This is a genomic window from Azospirillum sp. FG154 (assembly GCF_057809575.1).
The window spans coordinates 205,672-228,414 of sequence record NZ_JBMDKF010000007.1; the positions used below are offsets into that span (position 1 = coordinate 205,672).

General features: G+C 64.7%; 26 protein-coding genes. 16 read left to right on the forward strand and 10 right to left on the reverse strand.

Features of this window, described 5'->3' with window-relative positions; translation table 11 throughout:
• Nucleotides 1-9 precede the first annotated feature (9 nt).
• On the reverse strand, nt 10-795 hold the full coding sequence (flgG, locus tag ACODS4_RS10975) for a flagellar basal-body rod protein FlgG (protein WP_488863497.1): 786 nt from the start codon (nt 793-795) through the stop codon (nt 10-12).
• Between the two features lie 30 nt (nt 796-825).
• Complete coding sequence (gene flgF / locus ACODS4_RS10980; protein WP_488863499.1) at nt 826-1,548, reverse strand: flagellar basal-body rod protein FlgF; 723 nt, start codon at nt 1,546-1,548, stop codon at nt 826-828.
• 509 nt (nt 1,549-2,057) lie between these two features.
• Here flgF and ACODS4_RS10985 point away from each other — a divergent pair.
• From ACODS4_RS10985 to ACODS4_RS11000, 4 genes are read left to right on the forward strand one after another with little or no spacing between them, the layout of a single operon-like run.
• The gene (locus tag ACODS4_RS10985) at nt 2,058-2,582 is read left to right on the forward strand and encodes a flagellar basal body-associated FliL family protein (protein WP_488863501.1); all 525 of its coding nucleotides are present in this window, start codon (nt 2,058-2,060) and stop codon (nt 2,580-2,582) included.
• A gap of 30 nt (nt 2,583-2,612) precedes the next feature.
• A complete protein-coding gene (fliM, locus tag ACODS4_RS10990) occupies nt 2,613-3,689 on the forward strand; it encodes a flagellar motor switch protein FliM (RefSeq protein WP_488863503.1) in 1,077 nt (358 codons plus the stop codon).
• Nucleotides 3,686-4,300: a DUF6468 domain-containing protein gene (locus ACODS4_RS10995; RefSeq protein ID WP_488863505.1), complete on the forward strand. Its 615-nt coding sequence runs from the start codon at nt 3,686-3,688 to the stop codon at nt 4,298-4,300. The genes fliM and ACODS4_RS10995 overlap by 4 nt, the downstream gene beginning before the upstream one ends.
• An 11-nt stretch (nt 4,301-4,311) precedes the next feature.
• Nucleotides 4,312-5,355: a MotE family protein gene (locus ACODS4_RS11000; protein WP_488863507.1), complete on the forward strand. Its 1,044-nt coding sequence runs from the start codon at nt 4,312-4,314 to the stop codon at nt 5,353-5,355.
• Between the two features lie 55 nt (nt 5,356-5,410).
• Here the strand turns inward: ACODS4_RS11000 and ACODS4_RS11005 are convergent, their stop codons facing one another.
• Entirely contained in the window at nt 5,411-5,716 is a 306-nt protein-coding gene (locus ACODS4_RS11005) for a hypothetical protein (protein ID WP_488863509.1), read from the reverse strand.
• Nucleotides 5,717-6,163: 447 nt separating this feature from the next.
• Nucleotides 6,164-6,397, reverse strand: coding sequence for a (2Fe-2S)-binding protein (locus ACODS4_RS11010; protein ID WP_488863511.1), 234 nt, complete (start codon nt 6,395-6,397; stop codon nt 6,164-6,166).
• Between the two features lie 216 nt (nt 6,398-6,613).
• Here ACODS4_RS11010 and ACODS4_RS11015 point away from each other — a divergent pair, with 216 nt between their 5' ends.
• Nucleotides 6,614-7,579, forward strand: a complete 966-nt coding sequence (locus ACODS4_RS11015) for an SAM-dependent methyltransferase (protein WP_488863513.1) — start codon at nt 6,614-6,616, stop codon at nt 7,577-7,579.
• A gap of 14 nt (nt 7,580-7,593) precedes the next feature.
• On the opposite strand, the gene rssA is transcribed toward ACODS4_RS11015, so the two are convergent.
• Nucleotides 7,594-8,547 (reverse strand): patatin-like phospholipase RssA, encoded by a 954-nt coding sequence (gene rssA / locus ACODS4_RS11020; protein ID WP_488863515.1) that lies wholly within the window; start codon nt 8,545-8,547, stop codon nt 7,594-7,596.
• Between the two features lie 223 nt (nt 8,548-8,770).
• On the opposite strand from rssA, the gene ACODS4_RS11025 reads away from it, so the two are divergent.
• The 5 genes from ACODS4_RS11025 to ACODS4_RS11045 all read left to right on the forward strand — a co-directional run bounded on the left by ACODS4_RS11025 (nt 8,771) and on the right by ACODS4_RS11045 (nt 14,748).
• A complete protein-coding gene (locus ACODS4_RS11025) occupies nt 8,771-8,914 on the forward strand; it encodes a hypothetical protein (protein WP_488863517.1) in 144 nt (47 codons plus the stop codon).
• A gap of 205 nt (nt 8,915-9,119) precedes the next feature.
• A complete protein-coding gene (locus tag ACODS4_RS11030; RefSeq protein WP_488863518.1) occupies nt 9,120-9,830 on the forward strand; it encodes a protein phosphatase CheZ in 711 nt (236 codons plus the stop codon).
• Nucleotides 9,831-9,834: 4 nt separating this feature from the next.
• Entirely contained in the window at nt 9,835-10,569 is a 735-nt protein-coding gene (locus tag ACODS4_RS11035; protein ID WP_488863520.1) for a hypothetical protein, read from the forward strand.
• Entirely contained in the window at nt 10,566-11,345 is a 780-nt protein-coding gene (locus ACODS4_RS11040; protein WP_488863522.1) for a flagellar motor protein MotB, read from the forward strand. Before ACODS4_RS11035 ends, ACODS4_RS11040 begins: the two co-directional genes overlap by 4 nt.
• A 1-nt stretch (nt 11,346) precedes the next feature.
• The gene (locus ACODS4_RS11045; protein WP_488863524.1) at nt 11,347-14,748 is read left to right on the forward strand and encodes a tetratricopeptide repeat protein; all 3,402 of its coding nucleotides are present in this window, start codon (nt 11,347-11,349) and stop codon (nt 14,746-14,748) included.
• Nucleotides 14,749-14,793: 45 nt separating this feature from the next.
• Here the strand turns inward: ACODS4_RS11045 and ACODS4_RS11050 are convergent, their stop codons facing one another.
• The 5 genes from ACODS4_RS11050 to ACODS4_RS11070 form a co-directional block, all read right to left on the reverse strand.
• The gene (locus ACODS4_RS11050) at nt 14,794-16,692 is read right to left on the reverse strand and encodes a potassium transporter Kup (RefSeq protein ID WP_488863526.1); all 1,899 of its coding nucleotides are present in this window, start codon (nt 16,690-16,692) and stop codon (nt 14,794-14,796) included.
• A gap of 180 nt (nt 16,693-16,872) precedes the next feature.
• Nucleotides 16,873-17,649 (reverse strand): flagellar type III secretion system pore protein FliP, encoded by a 777-nt coding sequence (fliP, locus tag ACODS4_RS11055; RefSeq protein ID WP_488863528.1) that lies wholly within the window; start codon nt 17,647-17,649, stop codon nt 16,873-16,875.
• Entirely contained in the window at nt 17,646-18,053 is a 408-nt protein-coding gene (locus ACODS4_RS11060) for a FliO/MopB family protein (protein WP_488863530.1), read from the reverse strand. The genes fliP and ACODS4_RS11060 overlap by 4 nt, the downstream gene beginning before the upstream one ends.
• A 3-nt stretch (nt 18,054-18,056) precedes the next feature.
• Nucleotides 18,057-18,503: a hypothetical protein gene (locus ACODS4_RS11065; protein ID WP_488863532.1), complete on the reverse strand. Its 447-nt coding sequence runs from the start codon at nt 18,501-18,503 to the stop codon at nt 18,057-18,059.
• Nucleotides 18,497-18,880 (reverse strand): EscU/YscU/HrcU family type III secretion system export apparatus switch protein, encoded by a 384-nt coding sequence (locus ACODS4_RS11070; RefSeq protein ID WP_488863534.1) that lies wholly within the window; start codon nt 18,878-18,880, stop codon nt 18,497-18,499. The genes ACODS4_RS11065 and ACODS4_RS11070 overlap by 7 nt, the downstream gene beginning before the upstream one ends.
• A 341-nt stretch (nt 18,881-19,221) precedes the next feature.
• Between ACODS4_RS11070 and flgB the strand changes: the two genes are divergently transcribed.
• From flgB to flhB, 6 genes are read left to right on the forward strand one after another with little or no spacing between them, the layout of a single operon-like run.
• On the forward strand, nt 19,222-19,626 hold the full coding sequence (flgB, locus tag ACODS4_RS11075) for a flagellar basal body rod protein FlgB (protein WP_488863536.1): 405 nt from the start codon (nt 19,222-19,224) through the stop codon (nt 19,624-19,626).
• Nucleotides 19,627-19,676: 50 nt separating this feature from the next.
• Nucleotides 19,677-20,087, forward strand: a complete 411-nt coding sequence (flgC, locus tag ACODS4_RS11080; protein ID WP_488863538.1) for a flagellar basal body rod protein FlgC — start codon at nt 19,677-19,679, stop codon at nt 20,085-20,087.
• A gap of 58 nt (nt 20,088-20,145) precedes the next feature.
• Nucleotides 20,146-20,445 (forward strand): flagellar hook-basal body complex protein FliE, encoded by a 300-nt coding sequence (fliE, locus tag ACODS4_RS11085; protein WP_488863540.1) that lies wholly within the window; start codon nt 20,146-20,148, stop codon nt 20,443-20,445.
• A 45-nt stretch (nt 20,446-20,490) separates the two neighbouring features.
• Nucleotides 20,491-20,841 (forward strand): flagellar biosynthetic protein FliQ, encoded by a 351-nt coding sequence (locus ACODS4_RS11090; RefSeq protein WP_488863541.1) that lies wholly within the window; start codon nt 20,491-20,493, stop codon nt 20,839-20,841.
• Nucleotides 20,838-21,608: a flagellar biosynthetic protein FliR gene (fliR, locus tag ACODS4_RS11095; protein ID WP_488863543.1), complete on the forward strand. Its 771-nt coding sequence runs from the start codon at nt 20,838-20,840 to the stop codon at nt 21,606-21,608. The genes ACODS4_RS11090 and fliR overlap by 4 nt, the downstream gene beginning before the upstream one ends.
• Before the next feature lie 30 nt (nt 21,609-21,638).
• The gene (flhB, locus tag ACODS4_RS11100; protein ID WP_488863545.1) at nt 21,639-22,718 is read left to right on the forward strand and encodes a flagellar biosynthesis protein FlhB; all 1,080 of its coding nucleotides are present in this window, start codon (nt 21,639-21,641) and stop codon (nt 22,716-22,718) included.
• The last annotated feature ends 25 nt before the right edge of the window (nt 22,719-22,743 follow it).

Here is a 22,743-nt window from a genome sequence, read left to right on the forward strand (position 1 = left end):
GCGGCGGCGTTACTTCATCTGACCGGCTTGCTGCATCATCTCGTCGGTCGTCTTGATGATCTTGGAGTTCATCTCATACGCGCGCTGGGCGGTGATGAGGGTGGTGATCTCCTGCACCACGTTGACGTTGGAGGTTTCCAGCGCGCCCTGGGTGACGCGGCCAAAGCCGGGGGCGCCGGGGTTCCCGGTCACGGACTGGCCCGAAGCGCCGGTTTCCAGGAACAGGTTGTCGCCGATGGCTTCCAGACCGGCGGCGTTGGCGAAGGTGGCCAACTGAATCTGGCCGACATTCTGCGTGGCGGTCTGGCCGTCGAGCTTCACCAGAACCTCGCCCGACGGGTTGATCGCCACGTCGACGGCGTTGGTCGGGATGGTGATGTTGGGCTGCACCGGATAGCCGTCGGCGGTGACGATGACGCCTTCGGGCGACAGCTTGAAGTTGCCGGCGCGGGTGTAGGCGGTGTCGCCGCTGGGCATCGTGATCTGGAAATAACCCGACCCGTTGATGGCGACGTCCAGCTTGTTGTCGGTGATGTTCAGGTTGCCCTGTTCCAGCACGCGGGCCACGGCGGCGACCCGGACGCCGGCGCCGATCTGCACGCCGGTCGGCACCACGGTGCCCGCGTCCGACGAGGTGGAGCCGATGCGGCGGAAGTTTTGGTAGAGCAGATCCTGAAATTCGGCACGTTGCTTCTTGAAGCCGGTCGTCGTCGAGTTGGCGATGTTGTTGGAGATGGTTTCGACGTTGAGCTGCTGGGCGATCATGCCGGTGGCGCCGATGGCGAGGCTGCGCATGGTGGTGTTCCTCTTCTTTGCTGGCGGCGTTTAGGCGGTGCGGCCCAGTTTGGTAATCATGTTGCGGATGCGATCATTCTCGTTCTCGATCATCTTCTGCGCCGACATGTAGTTGCGCTGGATCTCGATCATCTGGGTCATCTCCACAACAGGCTTCACGTTGGAACCTTCAAGCAATCCCTGTGCCACTTTCGTGTCGGCGGGGGCCGCCTGCGGCTCTTCGTCGGTGACGTACAGGCCGGAGCCGACTTCGGTCATCAACTGTTCGTTCTTGAAGGTGACGATGTTCAGCTTGCCCACCGGGCCAAGCTCGGTGGAGACGGTGCCGTCGCCGCTGACCTTCACGTCGGACGTGCCGGCGGGCAGGGTGATCGGTTGGCCGTTGTCGGCCAGAACCGGCAATCCGCCGCCATCCACCATCTGGCGCTGATCGTTCATGCGAAAATTCCCGGCGCGGGTGTATCGGGGGCCGCTGGCGGTGTCGACTGTGAAGTAACCATGCCCCGTCAGCGCCAGATCCATCGGATTTCCCGTCTGGGTCATGCCGCCAACCGAAAGATCACGCACCACGGCGCGGTCTTGAACGAAGCTGACCTTCTCGTGCATGCCTGGTTTTTCCAGGAATTCGGTGAACAGCATGCGTTGGTTCTTGTAGCCGGTCGTGTTCATGTTCGCGATGTTGTTCGACGTTACCTCAAGCTGCCGTTGCAGGGCCATTTGGCGCGACAGAGCGACGTAGATCGAATTTTCCATCTTGCGGCCTCATTCTTCACACGGGGTCAGGCGGAACCGTCCGACCGGCGAAAAGGGTGTTGCAGGAGGCGTGCCAGTTGCCCGGCGGCCTGTCATTCCCTGGATTCCGGGCAAAGAGAGGGCGTTCCGGCCCGATGGGGCAAGGGGCGCCGGGCAGAATCTGCCGGGGAATGGCGACTCTTGCCGGGCTGCGCCGGGCAAAGTCGTCCTGATCCCGCTGAACGCCGAATGGCGTGCGGGTGGGTTGGCGGAGTCCGGGCGCGCCGAACCCAAGGCGTCGCGCCAGACCGGGCGTCGCGGGCGACGGACGGCGTGGCGGACCTGGAATCCGGGCGGCGCGGAGGTCCGGGTTGTCCCACTCAAAAATCATGCCGACGCGGGTGGTCCGCTGTGGAATCAGCGCCCTCGCCCCGCCGCGCCGGGCCGTTGAAAGGAGTTGTTAACTATCCCAACGCTAGGTTCAGGGGGATTGCGGGACCGCCCCCGCGCGCGAACACGCTCAGGATTCCATGGCCGAACACGATGCTGGGGAAAGCGCCGATGGAATGCCGCGCAAGAAATTCAGCGGCAAGAAATTGGTTCTCTTCGTCATTCTTCCGCTCGTGCTGTTGATCGGCGCTGGAGCGGGCGTCTTTTTCTCCGGCATGCTCGACAGCCTGCTTGGCAAGAAGGAGGAGCACGCGGAGGAAGCGCACCCGGCGGAGCCAGCGGCGCCCGACCCGCACGCGGCTCCGGTCTTTTATGACCTGCCGGACATGCTGGTGAATTTGAACAGCGCCGGGAAGCGTCCGGCCTTTTTGAAGATCAAAATTTCGATCCAGGTGTCGAAGCCGGAGGATGTTCCGGCGATCGAGCATGTGTTGCCGCGCATCATCGACAATTTCCAGGTTTACTTGCGCGAACTTCGGTTGGAAGATCTGCGGGGATCGGCGGGCATGTACCGCCTGCGTCAGGAATTGCTGTTGCGCATCACCGCCGCCGCGCATCCGGTGAAGGTGAAGGACGTGCTGTTCAAAGAGATGCTGGTCCAGTAGGGCTGTTGGGTTGGTGCAACGGGGCGCGGCATGAGCGACACCGAAGAGCTGAGCGAGGAAGAACGCCTCGCCGCCGAATGGGCGGCGTTGGCGGAGGACAGCGGCGACGTCGGCGACATGGGCGGCGGCGGCGGATCGACGCGCGTCCTCAACCAGGATGAAATCGACAGCCTTCTGGGGTTTGACCAGGGCGGCGCCGGCGACGGCGAAAACTCCGGCATCATGGCGCTGGTCAACTCGGCGCTGGTCAATTACGAACGCCTGCCGATGCTGGAGGTGGTCTTCGACCGCCTCGTCCGCATGATGTCCACCTCGCTGCGCAACTTCACCTCAGACAACGTCGAAGTCAGCCTGGATCAAATTTCGTCCGTGCGTTTCGGCGATTATTTGAACTCGATTCCGTTGCCCGCCATGCTGTCGGTCTTCAAGGCGGAGGAGTGGGACAATTACGGCCTGATGGTCGTCGATTCCGCGCTGATCTATTCCATCGTCGACGTGCTGCTGGGCGGTCGTCGCGGCACGGCGGCGATGCGCATCGAAGGCCGCCCCTACACCACCATCGAACGCAACCTTGTGGAACGCATGGTCCATGTGGTGCTGTCCGATCTGTCCGCCGCCTTTGATCCGCTGTCGCCCGTGACCTTCCGGTTCGACCGGCTGGAAACGAACCCGCGCTTCGCCACCATCGCGCGTCCGGCCAACGCGGCGGTGCTGGTCAAGCTGCGCATCGACATGGAAGATCGCGGCGGGCGTTTGGAGTTGATGATCCCCTACGCGACGTTGGAGCCGGTTCGCGAACTGCTGCTCCAAATGTTCATGGGTGAAAAGTTCGGTCGCGATTCGATTTGGGAAACCCACTTGGCCTCTGAACTGATGGTGACGGACGTCGATCTGTCCGCCGTGCTCGACGAAGTGACGATGACGCTGCACGATGTCTTGAATTGGCGCGTCGGCACCCGCATCCTGTTGAACGTGACCCCCGACGGTTCCATCGAGCTGCGTTGCGGCGACGTTTCGATGTTTCAGGGGCGGATGGGCCGCAAGGGCGGGCACATCGCCGTGCGGTTGGAAAAAGAACTTCCCAAGCAGGAGGTCATGCGGCTGTGAGTCCACTGATCTCTTTGATTATCGATCTGGTGCTGGTCGGCCTGCTGGCGGCGACGATCGCCTACGCCATCATCCTGAACAAGCAGATCATCAAGCTGCGCGAAAGCCGTGGCGAGATGGCCGAGTTGATTCAGGGCCTGAACGACGCCATGAGCAAGGCGGAAGGCGGCGTGCGCAATTTGAAGAAGACCGCCTCCGACACCGGCGAGGATCTTCAGCGCACCGTGAACAAGGCGCAGACCTTGCGCGACGAACTGGAATTCATGATTGAGGCGGCGGACGCCATGGCCACACGGTTGGGCGCGGTCGGCGACCGTGACGCCGGGCGTGGATCGGTCGCCCGCACGCCGATCAAGCCGCCTTTGGCCGCCCGCCCGGCGGTCCGCCCGTCGCCGATCATGCACGACGACGACGATCATGACGAGCCGCCGCCCGCCCGGTTGGAGGCTCCTCGACGGATGGCGCCGCCACCGCCGCAAACCGAAACGCGTGACGGCGGATCTCGTGATTCGGCGCCGCGTGATTCGATGGCGCGCGAGGGGGAAAGCCTGTCTCGCGCCGAACGCGAACTGCTCCAGGCGATTGAAAACGCCGGGAAGGGGATGGGATGAGCGGGGATGGAATGAGCGACGCGCAAAAGACCATCGCGGAATTCGCCGCCCGTCTGGCCGCCAAGGGCGCCGCGCAGGATGCCGCCGCCGCCCAGAAGCGTGGAGAGGAGAAGGTCGTCATTCGCCCGGCTGGGGCGGCGCCGACCGGCGTTCGGGTGTCCGCCTCTTCCCAGCCGTCCGTCGCCGCCGCGCGGCAGGCGGTGGCCCGTTCCGCCAACCCGTCGCCGCCGACGTCCCGCAACGCCGTCCGGCCAGTTGGGAAAAGCGGCAAGACCAAGGGCGGCAAGCCGCGCAAGGCGGCGACCGCGCCGCGCCGTCCCATGGCGGAGGTTCTGCGGGGCTGGACGCAGGATTTCCGGTTTCGGCTGTTGCCGGTGACGATCTTTGTCGCGGTGCTTATGCTGGGCGTCCGGGTTGGCGACATGTGGCGCATCGCCACGCGCGACGCGCAATTGCCTGATTTCCCGGTGACGCTGGCGCAAGGGCCGCAAACCCCGCCACCGGCCAACGGCGCGAAACCGCCCGCCGACAAGGCGATGGCGGACAAAGCGCCCGCTAAGGCGACCACCAACCCGGCGAAGGATGGCCCGCCGCCCATGGCCAACGGCGCGGCCTCGACGCCTGCCGCCAACGCCCCGCTTGGTCCGATCAGCGATCAGGAGCTTCTCCAGCATTTTGCCGAGCGTCGGGCTGAAATCGAAAAGCGCACCAAAGAGATTGAACAGCGCGAAGCCCTGCTGACCGCCGCCGAAAAGCGGATCGACCAGAAGGTGTCGGAGATGGAGAAGGTCCGTTCCGACATTCAGAAGCTGATGAGCCAGGGCGACGAGAAGCAATCGGCTCAGTTGGAAAGCCTCGTGAAAATTTACGAGACGATGAAGCCCAAGGAAGCGGCCCGCATCTTTGAAGAGCTGGAAATGCCGGTTCTGCTGGGGGTCATCCAAAAGATGAAGGAAAACAAATCGGCGCCGATTTTGGCCTCGATGGATCCGGTGAAGGCCAAGGAAGTGACCTCCGCCCTGATCGAGCGCCGCGTTCCGATGACGGCCAAATGAAGCCAACGGGGCGGGCCGTGACGGCTCCCGTCCCCGTTCGCGCGTCGCTGTCGGCTCAGGCGGCCAGCCGTTGCAGACGGTTGTCGATGTCGTCCAGCGCGTCCATCAATTCGCCCAACGCTTGATCGGCGCGGCCTCGGGCCGATGGCCAAGCGTCGTCATCGGCCAGATGCGCCGCTTCGATGCGGGCGGCGGCGCGGTTTTGCAGACCGCGCAAGCCGTCCAGCGTGCGCTCCCACGCTTCCCGTCCCTTTGGATCGGAACGTTCGACGGCGGAGCGCAGATGGTTCATCCGCTCTGTGGCTTGCGTCACCCGATCACGCGCGTGGGTGTCGAAGATTTGCCGTTCCTGGTCGCTCATCACGTTTCATCCTCCTGTCGCCCCCCGGCTGGATCGCCCGCATGCGGGCGCGCTTGGCGCAACAAGACCATGGGTGGCGAGCCGATGGCCGCGCCGCCCGATGGCTGATCGGTCAATCTTTTGGGGACGTTGCCCCGATTGAGAAGATCCGTGCGCCCAAAAAACAGACCGGGCCGCCAAGTTCCGATTCAGGAAATCCTGAACAAGAATGGCTTGACCCGGTTCCGCAAGGGGTTTTTCTTGGTTTGAGTGCGTTTCCTCTTCGGCCGATTTTTCCGGCTCGCCGCTTGGATACGCCGTTATGATTGCACGGCTGTTATTGTTCGTTGAAGCTTTTGTGCACGAACGCGCGGGTTGGGTCAATCCAACCATACTTCATAGAGACCGGCTCTTTTTGACGCAGCCGAACGTCATGTGACCGACCAAAGTCTTTCAACCGGTCGCGGCTCACTCCGCCGCGACGCCGTAGGCTGGAACATGCTCCTGGCTGGCGGCTTGAGCGCGGCTCCGGGCGCAGGCGGCGCGGTGGTCGGCGGCCATGGCGCGGAGCGTCGGCACGCATTTGCCGCACTGAACCTGACAATCGTGATGGCGGAACACAGCGGCGGGGGTCGTCGCGCCGTCGCTCAGGGCGGCCTTGACCTTCTTGTCGTTCAGCGCGTGGCAGATGCAAACGTACATAGGCCCTCAGCGTCGGTCGGTGTCGATGGCGCGTGTCCTGAGAGGAGATGTACTGAGAGTGCGAATCGTTGTCAATCACTCAAATGAGAATGGCTCGCACAGAACGCGCGGCGTGGCGCTTCGTCGCAGCGGGGGGAGGGCGCCTTCTTGCACGGATCATCCTCTTTCCCCGTTCCGGCGCTTGCATTCGCCGCTGGTCGGCGGTAGCCCGTGGGCATGGATGATTTTGCTGACAGCCCCGCCGCCGCTCCCGCGCCTTCCGCGCCCTCCGTCGTCACGCCGCTGGGCCAGACCGTCTATTTGGCGCCCGATGGTTTCGTCGATGATCTGGTCGCCGAACTGGGCGACGTCGCCAACGTCGATGGCCGTCTGGTCTTCGCCGACGGTCCGGCGCGGCCCGCCGCCTGGGCGCAAAACATCTGGTTCGACCCGGTGCGGATCGAGATCAATTCGATCAAGGGCGGGGCCAAGGCCCTGCGCGGCATCCAGCGCAATTGGGCGCTGTGGTCGCAACGTCACCACCGCCGCGCCGCGCTGATCCAAGACAACCTGCCGCACGTCTCGGCCAAGCCGGTGACGTTCCCGTCGCCGCTGCCGACGGCGCCGTTGGGATCCTGGACCTTGCTGGACGAATCCACCATCGTCGCGGCGGCGCGCTGTTCCAGCCCGTTCCGCCATGGCGAGGTTCCCTTCGTCGAAAACCGCACCGCGCCGCCCAACCGGGCCTATCTCAAGCTGTGGGAAGCCTTGACCCTGTTCGGCGAGCAGCCGGGGCCGGGCGACCGCTGCCTGGATCTGGGGGCTTGTCCGGGCGGTTGGACCTGGGTGCTGCACGAGTTGGGCGCGTCGGTGGTCAGCGTGGACAAGGCGCCGCTCGATCCGGCCATCGCCCGGCTGCCGCGCGTCGAAATCCGTCAGGAAAGCGCCTTTGGCCTGAAGCCGCAGGACATTGGGCCGGTGGATTGGCTGTGCTGCGACGTCATTTGCTACCCGACGCGGCTGTTGCGGCTGGTGCGCGACTGGATGGACAGCGGTCTGGCCAAGCGCTTCATCTGCACCCTGAAATTCCAGGCCGACACCGACCATGAAACCGCCCGCGCCTTCGCCGCCATTCCCGGCGGGCGGGTGCTGCACCTCGACCACAACAAGCACGAACTGACCTGGATGTGGCCCGCCCGCTAACGGGATTGTTCGGATCAGGCGCGGGACAGCGCCAGTTCAATCAGCGGGCGTTGCAGCAGGGTGGCGGCGTGGCCGATCTCCACCGCTTCGGCGGCGCGGTCAAACTCCAAAATGCCGACGTGGCCCAGACGCGGGGCGATCAACACGTCCGGCGGCTCCCCGGCCAAACGGGAGCGGGTGATGCGATCCTGCATGATGTCGATGGAACCGGCCATCACCTCCAGCGCGTTGGGCGTCTGGCGGTGGGAGTGGTCGAGCTGTTCGGCCAGAAAACGGGTCCGCCGGTTTGGCTTGCGTCCCAGCCACCCGGCGATCTGCCCGGTCAATTGTGAAAAAGCCGGGGGCAGGGCGTCGGCGACGGTGGAGCTGGGGGGCGGGGCGGTCTTCGCCCCCGGGCGACGATTCATCATGGCGCGTTCGCTGTTCAGGTTGACGGCGATCACCACGTCCGCGCCCAGCGCCCGGCACAGCGACACCGGCACCGGGTTGACCAGCGCGCCATCGACCAGCCATCGCCCGTCCAACGGCACCGTGGGAAACAGGCCGGGCATGGCGGTGGAGGCGAGGACGGCGGGCAGAAGCGGGCCGTCGCGCAGCCACACCTCTTGCCCGGTGGACAGGTCGGTGGCGACGGCGGCGAAGGGGCGGGGCAGTTCTTCGATCCGCACATCGGTGCGCTCGTTCAAAAAGCGTTCGACCGCCTTCTCCGCCGTGACCAGACCGCCGCGTCGAAAGGTCAGGTCGATGACGCCCAGCATGCCGAGCCAGCCCATGCTTTGCGCCCAGTCTTGCAGAAGGTCCAACTGGTCGGTCAGATAGGCGGCGCCGACCGCCGCGCCGATGGAGGCGCCGCACAGGATGTCTGGGCGGACGCCGATCTCGTCCAGGGCGCGCAGGACGCCGATGTGCGCCCAGCCGCGCGCCGCGCCGCTGCCCAACGCCAAGCCGATCTTGATGCCGTCGCCCATTTGATCGCGTTTCCTTGGTTCTGGCCGCTTGGTTCTGGCCGCGCCCGTCTATTTGGTGGCGCTGGCCGAGGGATGAAAGAGGATGCTGGATGGGCAAGTGATGCGTTTTTGCATCATGTTGCGAAAAGGATGCTGGGCGCGCGTCAGGAGCCGATTCAACAGAGAGGCGGCGTGCATTTTTGCCGTAGGATAACCCTTGTGAACGCGCTGCCGGAGGGGTGCGATGACCGCCCAACTGAACACCGAATTGAAGAGTTTCCGCAAGGATTGGAGCCGCTGGTCGGCAGCGGAAAAGCTGTGCGCGGTCACGTTCCTGATCCTTGTCGCGGCGCTGATCGGCGCGCCCGTTACGGTTGCCCTGCTCTGATCGGTTGGTCATCCGCGCATTTCTTTACTGGCTCTTAACCCTCGCAATCTAGGTTAAGAGAGATTGAACGGACCCTTGATGCCAGTGAGCGCCGCGCTGCGGCTGGAACGCGGATGGTTCCGGTCGCCGGGGGGCGAGGGGCGGGCAGGGGTTCGGCCAACGACACGGTGATCGCCGCCGCCACGCCCTCTCGCCGGACACGCCAATGACCTTTTCCGCCCAATCTTCCGTGACGGAGCAGAAGCTCCTGAGACAGCGCCTTGACGTCGCCTTCGCTGAAGCCGCGCAGCCCTTGTCGCGCGACGAGGTGACGGACATCGTTCGGTCGATTCTGGGCAGCATGGACGGCGACATTTCGGCCACCGACTTGCGGCTTTACAAAGAGGTCGTCGACCTCGCCAAATACATTGAGAACGCCAAACAGGAGTTGGCCTCGCTCCAACCCGAGGAAATTCGGGACGAGCACATCCGCAGCGCCACCGACGAGTTGGACGCGGTGGTGGGCGCCACGGAAAAGGCCACCTTCGCCATCTTTGATTCCTGCGACGCGATCAGCGCCTTGGCCAGCCAGACCGACCCCGCCGTCAGCGGCAAGCTGAACGACGAGATCACCAAAATTTTCGAGGCCTGCAACTTCCAGGACATTACCGGCCAGCGCATCACCAAGGTGGTGCGGACGCTCAAGCACATCGAATCCAAAGTTGACATGATCGTCGCGGCTTTCGGCAGCGAGGTTCGGAAGAACTACGCCCCGCGTTTGGCCAAGCTGGCGGCGGAAGACGCGGCGGCCCCGGCGGAAGCGGCGGCTCCCGTCGATGCGGCGGCGGCTGACCAAAAGCTGTTGCACGGCCCGCAATTGCCGGGCAACGCCATGGATCAGGACGAGATCGACCGTCTGCTGGCGAGTTTCGATTGACGTCATGCTGGCCGGAAAACCCAGCCCCGGCGATTCCGGCCTCTCTCCCCCGCGTCCGTTTCGGGTGGCGCCGTCGCATGTGAACCCGAACAACGGCAGCATCGTTCTGTTGCTGTCGCTGTTTTTGCTGCTGCTGGTGTTTTTCATCGTTCTGAACGCCCAGTCGGTTCAGACGGTGCAAAAGGTCAAGGCGGTGGCGGCGTCGCTGGAAAAGAAGTTCCCCAATTTCGTCATCGATCCACGCTTGCGGGATGGCGACGACGGGCTGGCCTCGCGCGCCGGAACTGTGTTCGCGGTGCAGCGGTTGGACAGCGTCGGCACGCTGTTCGCCACCGCCATCGCCGTCGCCAAGGTGGACGTCGTGTCGCCGGGGCGTCTTTTGGAGGTGCGGTTGCCCGCCGACGACCTGTTCCTTCCCAATTCGGTGGCGCTGCGGCCGGACCGCCAGGGATTGTTGGACCGGGTGGTGGACGCGCTGCGCGAATCGCGGCAGGGCGAGCGGATGGAGCTGGACGCGCTGCTTGGCATTGGGCCGACGGGAACGCCGAGCCAGCCGCCGGGGCCGGTGGCCCGCGCCGGGGCCTTGGCGCGCGCGCTGATCGGCGACGGCGCGCCCGCGCACGGCGTGACGGTGGGGATCGAGCGTGGGGATCCGGGCGGCGTGCGGCTGCTGTTCAGCCTGCGTTTGGCCGATGATCCGCCGATGCGGAAGAGTGGCGCGCGGGGGGATCGGCGATGATCCAGGTTCCCAAGATTGGCGGCGGGTCAGGGAAGGGCGGCGCAGGGCAAGGCTGTGATCCGGGCGGGCATCGCAAAACGATGTGGCTCATCAGCTTCACCGACCTGATTTCCTTGATGCTCGCCTTCTTCGTTCTGATGTACTCAATGAGCGAACCGGAGTCGCAGCGCTGGATCCGGTTGACCAAAGGATTGGCGGACACGATTCCCGCCGCCCGGTCAACCGCGACGACGCCGTCGGACCGGCCCGCCGACCCGCGCGCGGCCTTCAACGCTCAGGCGGTGGAGTTGCGCCCGGCGGCGGTGGACGTGAATTATCTGGGGGCGTTGCTGCGCAGCCAGACCACCGCCAACGCCGAGTTGGCGGGAGTCGAGGTGCGGCGGGAGGATGACCGTGTGGTGATCGGCCTGCCGGGGGAACGGATGTTCGACGCCAGCGGCGCGGTCTTCACCGAGGAAGGGCGTCGCATCGTCTTTCTGCTGGGCGCGGTGGTTGGCCGCATCGGCAACCGGATCGAGGTGGTTGGCCACGCCGAGCGCGAGGATCAGACCGGCGGCGCGGCCTGGGAACGGGCGCTGACGCGCGCGGTGGCGGTGTCGGCGGCCTTGCGGGAAACCGGCTACCGCCGCGATTTGGCAGCCCGCGCGGTGATGGTGGCGGAGGAGCCTGCGCCGGCCGGGGGCGTGGCGGGCGTTGGCGCGGGCGTGACCGTGCCGATCAACGCCACGGGACGGGTGCGGGTGGATATTGTGGTGCGTGAGGAAGGGGCGGATTGAGGTGACGGGGCGGTCAGGAACGGGGCATCGGCGTTGGCTCTGCGGCTTTGTGGCGGCGGTGGCGCTGTTGGCTGTTCCAACGGCGCCCGCCCGCGCCGCCACGGTGCCGATCCGCGCCTCGGCTCACCCGGATTTTGGCCGGATGGTCTTCGATTGGCCGTCGTCGGTGGAGTTCACCACGCGGATCGACGGCAACCGTCTGGTCATCGCCTTCACCCAACCCATCAACGCGCCGCTGGACCGGGCGGTGTCGGCCCTGCCCGATTATCTGTCGGGCGGACGGGTGGAGAGCGATGGCAAGACTGTTTCCTTCGACCTGAAGCGCCCGGTCACGCTGAAAAGCTTCCGCAGCGGCAAATCCTCCATCGCCATCGATCTGACGCCGACCAGCGCCACGGCGGCGGCTCAACCGTCGGAGGCGGCGGCTGCCGTTCCCGCTCCCGCTCCCGACAAGCCGGTGGCGTCGGCGGGCAAGGTGGCGGTGCGGGTGGCCGATTACCCCGACTCCAGCCGCGTCGTCTTTGAATGGCCAGGACCGATTGATTACACGATGAGGCGCGACGGCGCGGCGGTGACGGTGATGTTCGACAAGGGCGGCGCGCCGGACCTCGCCCAGGCGGTCAAGGCGGCGCTGCGCAACGTCCGCAACATCGAATCCTTTCGCCAGCCCAACGGCGCGCTTGCCGTGACCTTCGTCGCGCCGCAGGATTCTGAAATCAAGGAGTCCAAGAACGGCAAAACCATCGTTTTCGACGTGATGAACGCCGGGACGCGCAAGGGACTCGAAACCGCCGCCGCCGCGAAGCCGGACACCGCGCCCGCGCCGACGCCAACGCCCGCCGCGCCAATGGTCCAGTCGTCAGCGTCTCCGTCTCCTGCGACGCCGCCGACCGCGACCGCTGAGGCGAAGCCCGCTCCCGGCGCCGCCGCGCCGACCGAGGTCAAGCCGCAGCCCCCGGCGGGGCCGAAGGGGCCGGTGCTGACCTTCGAGACGGGCGGTCCATCCTCCATCGCCGTCTATCCACGCGCAGGCCAGCTTTACGTCGTGTTTGACCGACCCATGCCCATCGGCGCGGGCAAGATCACGGGACCGGGCGCGGAGTTGATGGGTGGGGTGGAGCCGGTCCCGGCCACCGGCGGCAGCGCGTTCCGCACCAAGATTGGGCCAATGGTCTGGCCGACGGTGGAACGCCAGGGGACGACCTGGAAGATCTCCTCCTCCGCCCGTCCGGTCGGCATGTCCAGCGCCAACGATTTGCGCATCGACGCGGAACCGGATTTCCTGCTGGGCGCGCGGTTGGTGGTGCGCGCGCCAGACGCGGCGACCGTGGTGCAGATCTTCGATCCAGACGTTGGCGATCGGGTGCAGGTGGCGCCGCTGCCCGGCCCCGGTTTGGGCGTCCCTGAATCGCATCGCTACCCTGATTTGGAGGTGATGCCGTCTTATCAGGGCGTCGTCATCCGCCCGATTTCCGACAACGTGACCGTTCGCCCGGTGAAGGAGGGAGTCGAGTTGACGTCCGCCGGGGGGTTGCACATGTCGCCCGCCGCCGACGCGGGCAATCCGGCGATCGCCCAAGCCGCCGCGTCGCCCACGCCATCGGCGCCGCAGCCGGTTCCCGCTCAACTGGGCGCCCCGCCCGGTCCTCCGGCGGGGCTGGCGATGGACGGACCGAAGACGGCGCCGCTTCAGGGCCGCCGCCTGTTCAATCTGCCCGCCTGGAAACACGGCGACCTCGATCATTTCACCGAGGCCCGGCAGGATCTTCAGTTGGCGGTGGTCAACGCCCCGGAGTCCGAACGGGCCAAGGCGCAGTTGGATTTGGCGCGCTTCTACTTCGCCAATGGTTTCGGGCAGGAAACCTTGGGGATGCTCGACGTGCTCCAGCAGAACCAACCCGATTTGGAGGGCTGGCCGGAGTTTCGCGCCCTGCGCGGCGCGGCGCGCGTCTTGACCGGCGATCTGGACGGGGCGGAAGCCGACCTGACGACGCCCAGCCTGGCCAGCAACCCGGAGGCCGCGCTGTGGCGCGCCGCCATCGCGGCGGACAAGCGCGATTGGCCAGCGGCGATGAAAGGTTTCAAGGGCGGGTCGGCGATCCTCAACTCCTATCCCGATCCGATGATTGGCAAGCTTGGCCTGCGCGCGGCGGAAGCGGCGCTGGAAACCGGCGACACCGCCAGCGCCAAACGCCTGCTCGACCGGGTGCTGGAGCGCAGCGGACCGGAGTCGGAGGAGCGCCCCGACGTGCAGTATTTGCGCGGTCTCTATTACGCGCGCACCGGCGACACCGACCGAGCCCGCGAACAGCTCAAGATGGCTTTTGAGAGCCTGGACCGGCTGTATCACGCCAAGGCCGGGTTGGCCTTGACCAACCTGGATCTGGCCGAAGGCAAGATGTCGCCGACGGCGGCGGCGGAGCAGTTGGCCGGTCTGACCTTCACCTGGCGCGGCGACGATCTGGAAATGCAAATCCGCTCGCGCATGGGTGAGGTGCTGATTGCGGGGGGGAAATACGCTGAGGGCTTCAACGCGATGAAGGAAACGGCGGCCCTGGTCGCCGACACCCCGCGCGCCGAAGCGATCACCAAGGACATGTCGCGGATCTTCGCCGATCTCTACAAGGATGGCGCCGCGCGTCTGCCGACGCTCGAAGCGCTGAAGCTCTATGACCAGTTCCGCGAACTGACTCCGGTGGGCGAGGCGGGCGACGAGATCATTCGGCAACTGGCCGAACGGCTGATTTCCATCGATCTGCTGAACCGCGCCGCCGATCTGTTGCAGCATCAGGTCGAATTCCGCCTGTCCGGTCTGGACAAGGCGCGGATCGGCACGCGGCTGGCGTCGGTCCGTTTGTTGGACGGCAAGCCCGAACAGGCGCTTCAGGCGTTGGAAATGTCGAACGTTCCCGGCATTCCCGCCGATCTGATGGCCGAGCGCCGCCTGATGCAGGCCAAGGCGATGGCCGAACTCAATCAGGGCGACGACGCCTTGCGGCTGTTGGCCGACGACGACAGCGCCAACGCCAATCTGCTGCGGGTGGACATCGCCTGGCGCGGCCAGAAATGGGACGCGGCGGCGCTGGCGCTCAGCAAGACCATCGGCCCGCCGCCGCCGCCGGGGCAGGCGTTGGAACCGGCCACGTCGCAACTGGTGTTGAATCGGGCGGTGGCGTTGGCGTTGGCGGGGGACGGCACCGGCCTCAGCCTGCTGCGCAAGGATTTTGAGGCGGCGATGAAGGGCGGCCCGAACGAGGACGCCTTCCGCGTCTTGACCCGCCCGGAGCAGGCGCTGGGGCTGATCGACGTCAACACCATCCGCTCCCGCGTGGCGGAGGTCGATATGTTCCAGAAATTCCTGAAAAATTACCGGGGCAAAGTGGCGGCCAAGCCGACCAGTTGAAGGCGCGCTCCGCCGTCCGCGTGACGGGGGAACGCGCGCTCGTCGTTACAACTGAACTTGCGTTCCCAATTCCACCACCCGGTTCGGCGGCAGTTTGAAAAAGTCGGTGGCGCTGACCGAGGTGCGGGCCATGACGACGAACAGCTTTTCACGCCACAGCGCCATCTGCGAGTTCATCTGTGGAATCAGCGTCTCGCGACCCAGGAAGAAAGAGGTCGCCATCACGTCGAACTCCAGGCCGAACGCCTTGCACAGCCGCAGCGCCTTGGGAATGTTCGGCTCCTGCGAGAAGCCGTAGCGCACGGTGATGCGGTAGAAGCCCTCCGCCAGCCCCTCCACCAGCACGCGGTCCTTGGCGGGCACGCGCGGCACGTCGTCAACCAGCACGGTGACGAAGACCACCCGCTCATGCAGCACCTGATTGTGCTTCAGATTGTGCAGCAAGGCGATCGGCACGGTGTTGGAGTTGGAGGTCATGAAGACCGCCGTGCCCTTGACCCGGTGGATGTCGGAGGATTTGGCCTGACGCCGGATGAAGGCGTCGAGCGGCAGGGATTCTTCGGCCAAACGGATGCTCAGCACCGCGCGACCGCGCCGCCACGTCGCCATCAGCCCCACGGTGATGGCGGCGATGACCAGGGGCACCCAACCGCCGTGGGGAATCTTGATCGCGTTGGCGGCGAAGAAGGACAAATCCACGGCCAGAAAACCGGATCCCACCGCAAGGCAGAGCGGGACGCTCCAGTTCCAGCGGCGGTGCGCCACGACCAGCGCCAAGACGGTTGTGATAATCATGTCGCCGGTCACGGCGATGCCATAGGCTGACGCCAAGCGGCTGGACGACTGGAAGACCACGACCAGACCGATGATGGCGATCAGCAGCCCCCAATTGGCGCGTGGGATGTAGATCTGGCCCTCTTCCTCGGCGGAGGTGTGACGGATGTGCAGACGCGGGCAGAGGCCAAGCTGCACCGCCTGCCGGGTCAGCGAGAAGACCCCCGAAATCACCGCTTGGCTGGCGATCACCGTCGCCATGGTGGACAGGGCGATCAGCGGGTAAAGACCCCAGTCGGGCGCCAGCAGATAGAAGGGGCTGCGCACGGCGGACGGGTCTTTCAGCAACAACGCGCATTGGCCCAGATAATTCAGCAGCAAGGCGGGCAGCACCACGCCCAGCCACGCCAATTGGATGGGGAAACGCCCGAAATGCCCCATGTCGGCGTACAGCGCCTCGCCGCCGGTCACGGCCAGCACGACCGCGCCAAGCACCAGAAAACCGATCCAGCCGTTGGTGTGAAAGAACGCGTAAGCGTAACGCGGATCGAAGGCGGCCAACACGCTGGGCTGCTGCGCCACCTGGATCAGGCCCAACCCGCCGATGGTCAGAAACCAAACGATCATGATCGGGCCGAACAGGGCGCCGACGCGCGAGGTGCCATGGCTCTGGATGCCGAACAGGGCGATCAGGATCGCCACCGTCACCGGCACGATTACGGATTCCAGCGCCGGTTCCGCGACCTCCAACCCTTCCACCGCCGACAGCACCGACATGGCCGGGGTAATCATGCCGTCGCCGTAAAACAGCGCCGCCCCGCACAAGCCAAGCGCGGTCAGCAACGTCAGCTTTCCCGACGAGGCTGGCCGGGTGTGGGTGGCCAGCGCCAGAAGGGAGAGGATTCCGCCCTCGCCCTTGTTGTCCGCCCGCATCACGAACAGCACGTATTTGACCGTGACGACGATGACCAGCGCCCAGAACACCAGGGACATGATGCCCATGATGTTCTGGGGGTTCAGCTCCAGCCCATGTTCCCCGCCAAAGCATTCGCGCAGGGTGTAAAGCGGGCTGGTGCCAATGTCGCCATAGACGACGCCAAGCGCGCCGAGCGTAAGCGCCGCAAGCTTGCCGGTGTCAGCCTGAGGGGCTTTCAAAATTGTATCTGACATGCGTGGGATATTGGTCCGTGAGTGGGACGATGAAGCCTCAAACAAGGAAGCGCCGCCCCGGAGGTTGGCCGGGCGTTTCAGCGACCATTGCAACCCTCATACGCGTTTCCGCCGCGTGACGCCAGCGCCGCCTTGTTCAGGGCCGTCGCGCTGGCTGCGACGAAGCGCGCAGGGGCGGGCCTACAAAGTCCCGAAACTGCGGGCCAGCGATCCGGCGATCAGGTACCAGCCGTCGACCAGCACGAAGAAGATGATCTTGAACGGAATCGCCACCATGGTTGGCGGCAGCATCATCATGCCCATCGACATCAGGATGGAGGCGACGACCATGTCGATGATGAGAAAGGGCAAGAACAGAAGAAAGCCAATCTCGAAACCGCGTTTGATTTCCGAAATCATGAAGGCGGGAACCAGGACATGCAGCGGCGTGTCCGCCGCTTGTTCAACGCTCTGAATGCGGGCCATGTCAAGAAACAGCCGCAAATCCTTCTCGCCGGTGTGGTGCAGCATGAAATCGCGCAGGGGCGCGGCGGTGCGCTTGAACGCTTCGACTTCGTCGATTTCCTGATTCATCAATGGTTGGATGCCCTGGGTGTAGCAACGCTCGAACACCGGGGCCATGACGAAGAAGGTCAGGAACATGGCCAGCGACATCAACACCGTGGTCGGCGGCACTTGCTGCACGCCCAGGGCCGAGCGCAGGAAGGACAACACGATGACGATGCGGGTGAAGGCGGTCATCATGATGAGGATCGACGGGGCCAGCGACAGGACCGTCACCAGCGCGATCATCTGAACGATGCGGCCCGTCGCGGTGCCGCCCGCGTCGCCCAGATCAAGAGTCATGGTCTGGGCCAGCGACGGCCCGGCGAACAGGGCGACGCCGACGCCGACGCACAGGGCCAACGCCAGCGCGCCGGTCAGGCGCCACGCTGAAAAGGGGAAGCCTGAAATCATGGCGCAGGGGTTCCCTTGTGGTCGCCTGTGCGGTCGCCTGTGCGGTCGCCTTCCGGGTGGGGCGTCGCCCCATGCTCTCCGGCATGGTGGTCGGCGGCGGGGTGGTCGGCGGCGTGGTGCGCGTGCAAGGTGGTGTGGAAATCCTGAGCCGGGGTGCTTTCGACCACCTGATCCCCAGCGTTGCTCAACAGGATCAAATGCTCACGATCATCTTTGCGGATCAGAACCAGACGCCGCTTGGCGTCCAGGGCCATGACCTCGACCACGCTGAGACGGCGGTGGCGCACGGCGCCGGTGGCCACGCCGCCCAACCCGATCCGACGCATCAGCCACGCCACCGCGACGATCAGCGCGATGACGAACAGAAGAGCCACAACGAAGCGGATGTATTGATCGAGATCCATGGGTCAGGTCGGCTCGTCGGGCGTGGGTGGGGGAGCAAGCGGAAGAGGCGGTTCCGGCGATTCCATCGGTTGGGGCGTCGGCCCCCGGCCATAGGCGGCGGCGGCGCGATGACGCGCGCTGTGCGGATCGTCGCGCCCGTCCAGAGCGGCGGCGATCATGTCCCGACGCAGAGCATGCTGCGCCGTCAGCGTCGCGGCCAGAGGAGAGAGCGCGGCGACCAGATCGCCCAGCCGGTCGAGATGGAGTCGAATCTCCGCCTTTGGCCGCGACAGGGCGACGGCGCAGAGGGCGGACACCTGTTCCTCCAGACCAGACAGATCAATGGGGGCGCCCGCTTCAGCCTGTCGCTGCGCCTCGGCGACGGCGCTGGTCACGCGGGCGATGTCCTGGGCGACGTCCTGGTCAGGGCGGCGGTCGTCGGCGGGGGGCGGAGCGCCGGTCATCACCATGGGCCGTTGCTGTTGATGGAAGGGTCGTCGTCCGGTTCGGCGTCGGCTCCAGCGCCGGGATCCACCGGAATGGCGCCGTTCGCACGGTAAACATATGCGAGGATTTCCGCCACCGCCGCGATGGCTTCGACCGGAATGTCGCTGTCCACCTCGATGGCGGAAAGGATTTCGACAAGGTCGGCGTCCTCGCGCACCTTCACGCCGTTGGCGAAGGCCAACTCCAGAATCTGTTCGGCCACCGTCCCTTTGCCTGTGGCGACGATGCGGGGCAAGGACTGGGCGCCAAACTCATACTTCAACGCCACGGCCACCGGACGGCGCGCGGCGGGCCGGGGGGCGGGGCGAGTCGGGTTCTGGTGGCGAGGGGGCGTGGACAAGCGTTTTCCTGCTTAGGGTGATGGCTTGCTGGTCGGCATCCTGGACCGGCAGGCTTAACGAAGTGTAAAGCTCTTTTCGAGGACGTTCGAGGGGGCCGTCGCGGCTTCATGGACGGCGGCGGTGGATCACGTCGTCATGGCGGATCTGGTGCGATGGCTTGCGGACGGTCCACAGTCGCGTGACGCCGCGCCGAACGAAACGCTGGTTTCGGCGGCTCGTCCGGGGGACTGGTCGGGCCTGATTCATCTTTCATTAACGCAAAAAGACGACCATCATCATGGTCGCCCGTCATCCGTCCGCAGGGGTTCGGAACGGGCGCGCAGCAAGCGGAACGCGGGCCATGGATCTGGGAAATATCGGCCTCTTCAAGCTGATGTCGCGCAAGATGGACTGGCTGACTCAGCGTCAGGAAGTCATCTCGCAGAACATCGCCAACGCCGATTCGCCCGGCTACAAGGGCAAGGATCTGAAACCCTTCACCTTTCGCGACGCGTTGACCGACAATCGGCGGCTGGCCCCGACGGCGACGAACGCTTCGCACCTGTCGGGAACCGTCGGGTCGGGCGGTACGGCGAAGGAGCAGCGGATTCGCGACCCCTACGAGACGGCGCCCAACGGCAACAACGTGGTCTTGGAAGACCAGATGATGCGGATGAGCGAAAATTCGATGGATTACCAGACCATCACCAACCTGTATAAAAAGCAGGTGACGATGATAAAGTCGGCGATCCGTTCCGGCGGTTGATTGGGTTTCGTCGCGGTGGTTGACGCGGCATAGGGTAGGGAGGCGGCGCTATGGATCTCTACAAGTCGATGGCGGTGTCCGCGTCGGGCATGAAGGCGCAAGGCACGCGCCTGAAAGTCATCTCCGAAAATCTGGCCAACGCCAACACCACGGCGGAAACGCCGGGCGATCTGCCCTATCGGCGCAAGGTCGTGACCTTCCAGAATGTGCTGGATCGTCAGATGGACGTGGACAAGGTCAAGGTTGGCAAGATCGAGGTGGACAAGGGCGACTTCCAACGGCGCTACGATCCCTCGCACCCGTCGGCGGACGCCGACGGCTATGTCCTGTTGCCCAACGTCAATTCAATGGTCGAGGCGATGGACATGCGCGAGGCTCAGCGCAGCTACGAAGCGAATCTGTCGGCCATCGACACCGCGCGCCAGATGCTGACCCGCACCATCGACATTCTGCGCGGCTGAGCGCGGTTTCGCCGCGCTCGCCGCCTTTTGAAACATCTGGAACCACGGAAGCCCCGTCATGATTAACCCGATCAACGCCGCTGCGGCCTACGCCAACACCGCCGCCCGCGCGGTCAGCCCCGGCGTCGGCGCGGCGGAAGGGCCGTCTTTTGGCGATGCGCTGGAGGAGGCGGCCAAGCAGACCATCGGCGCCATGCGCAAGAGTGAAAACATGTCGGCGATGGCGGCCGTCGGGAAAGCCGATCTGAACGACGTCGTGCAGGCCGTGACCAACGCCGAAGTCACCTTGCAAACCGTCACGGCGGTGCGCGACAAGGTGTTGAGCGCGTATCAGGAAATTCTGCGGATGCCGATGTGACGGCGGCGCCGTCGCAACGTCAGCGCTTGCCTGTCGCGCATCGCCATGAACGAAACCGAAGTCATTGAGATCTGCCGCACCTCGATCATCACTCTGGTGATCGTCTGCGGGCCGATTTTGGTCATCATGATGCTGGTCGGCACGGTGATTTCCGTGTTTCAGGCCGTCACCCAAATCAGCGAACAGACCTTGGCCATGGTGCCGAAGGTGTTGCTGGTTTTCGGTCTGTCAATCTTGCTGATGCCGTTCATGCTGGGCGAATTGACCACGTTTTTCCAGCGGGAGGTCGCCGACCGCATCGTCGCCATCGGGGTCGGCGCCACGCAGAACGGCAATGGCGCGCCCTTCACGCCCAGCAGCGGCATGACTCCCAGCCCGGCGCCGTCCGGCGGATGAACGTTCTGCAAACTCTGCTCAGCGAGCAGGTTTTCGTCTGGATGATCGTGTTCGTCCGTGTCGGCGCCGCCTTCAGCGTGATGCCGACCGTCGGCGACGCGTTTGTGTCGGCCCGCACCCGCCTGCTGCTGGCTCTGGCGGTCAGCGTGGTCGTCGCGCCGGTTCTGCGCCCGCAGCTTCCACCGATTCCCGGCAATCCCTTTCAACTGTCGGTTTTGATCGTCGGCGAAATGGCGGTGGGGATCTTCCTTGGTTCGGTCGGACGGCTGCTGATGGGAACGCTGGAGGTGGCGGGAACCATCATCGCCTTGGAAACCGGCCTGTCCAACGCCCAAATCTTCAACCCGGCGATGGCGACTTCCGGATCATTGCCCGGCGCGCTGTTGGGCTGGCTGGGGCTGTTGCTGCTGTTCATCACCGACATGCATCATCTGTTGATTATGGCGGTGGTGGACAGCTACGCGACCTTTGTGCCGGGGGCGCCGATTCCCATCGACGACATGGCGAACGTCATTGGGCAATTGGTCTCCAAAACATTTCTGTTGGGCGTGCAGATGGCGGCGCCCTTTCTCATCACCGGGCTGCTGTTCGCCCTGGCGCTTGGCCTGTTGAACAAGCTGGCCCCCCAGATCCAGGTGTTCCAACTTTTCACGTCGGTCCAGGTGTTGCTGGGGCTGTTTATGTTTGCCTTGACGCTGGCGGCGATGATGATGTTCTGGCTCAGCCGCTTTGAAGCGATCTTCGTCGATTTCCTGAAGCCGTTCTGATCGCGCCCTTTACAACCATAGGAGAATCCGGTGTCGGAAGACGCGGACGAGTCCTCCAAAACAGAAGACCCTACGAGTAAAAAACTCGAAGAAGCCCACAAGCAGGGCAATTTTGCGATGACGAAGGAGGTCGCGAACTGGTTGATGGTCGCGGCCATGCTGATTGTTCTGACGTCGATCCTGCCGGGAACGGCCAAGGGCATGATTCTTCGCCTGAATTATTATTTTGAGAATTTGGATGCGTTCACCATGGACCGGGCGGGCGTTGGCGCGCTGCTGTTTCGGGTGATGCTGGATGCGATGTGGGCCTTGTGGTTGCCGATTCTGCTGTTCGTCATCGCGGGCGTGATGTCGACCATTGGGCAAACCGGCTTTCACGTCTCGTGGGAGCTGATTGCGCCGAAATTCGAGAAGCTCAACCCAATCACCGGCTTGGTGAACATGTTCAAGCTGGCGAATCAGGGTGTTGAGTTGTTGAAGAGCGTCGCGAAACTGATGGTGGTCGGTGGCGTCGCCTACATGGCCTTGCAGCCGATGTTCAGCGGCATTGAAAATTACATCGGCATCGACATCGCCGCGCTCATCAATCACATCGACGCTTTGGCTTATCGGCTTCTGGTTGGGGTTCTTGTGGTTCTGACGCTGATCGCTGGCGGAGATTTTGTCTGGCAGAAGATGCAGTTCGACAAGAACATGAAAATGACCAAACAAGAGGTGAAGGACGAGCACAAGCAGCAGGAAGGCGATCCCCACGTCAAGGGCCGCATTCGGCAGATTCGTTTTGAGCGCGCGCGCAAGCGCATGATGGCGGCGGTGCCCAGCGCCGACGTGGTGGTGACGAACCCGACCCACTTCGCCGTCGCCTTGAAATACGACCCCAGCCAGATGGGCGCGCCGCTGGTGCTGGCGAAGGGCGTCGATCAGGTCGCCTTCAAGATCCGCGAGGTCGCCGAAGCCAACAAGGTGCCGGTGATCGAAAACCCGCCGCTCGCCCGCGCTCTCTACGCCGCGTGCGACGTCGACGAGGAGGTGCCGTCGGAGCATTACCGCGCGGTGGCCGAAGTCATCACCTATGTGTTTAAACTCAAAGGCCGGTCGATGCGGGGCTGATGTGTGGCGTTTCGGGGTGCATGGT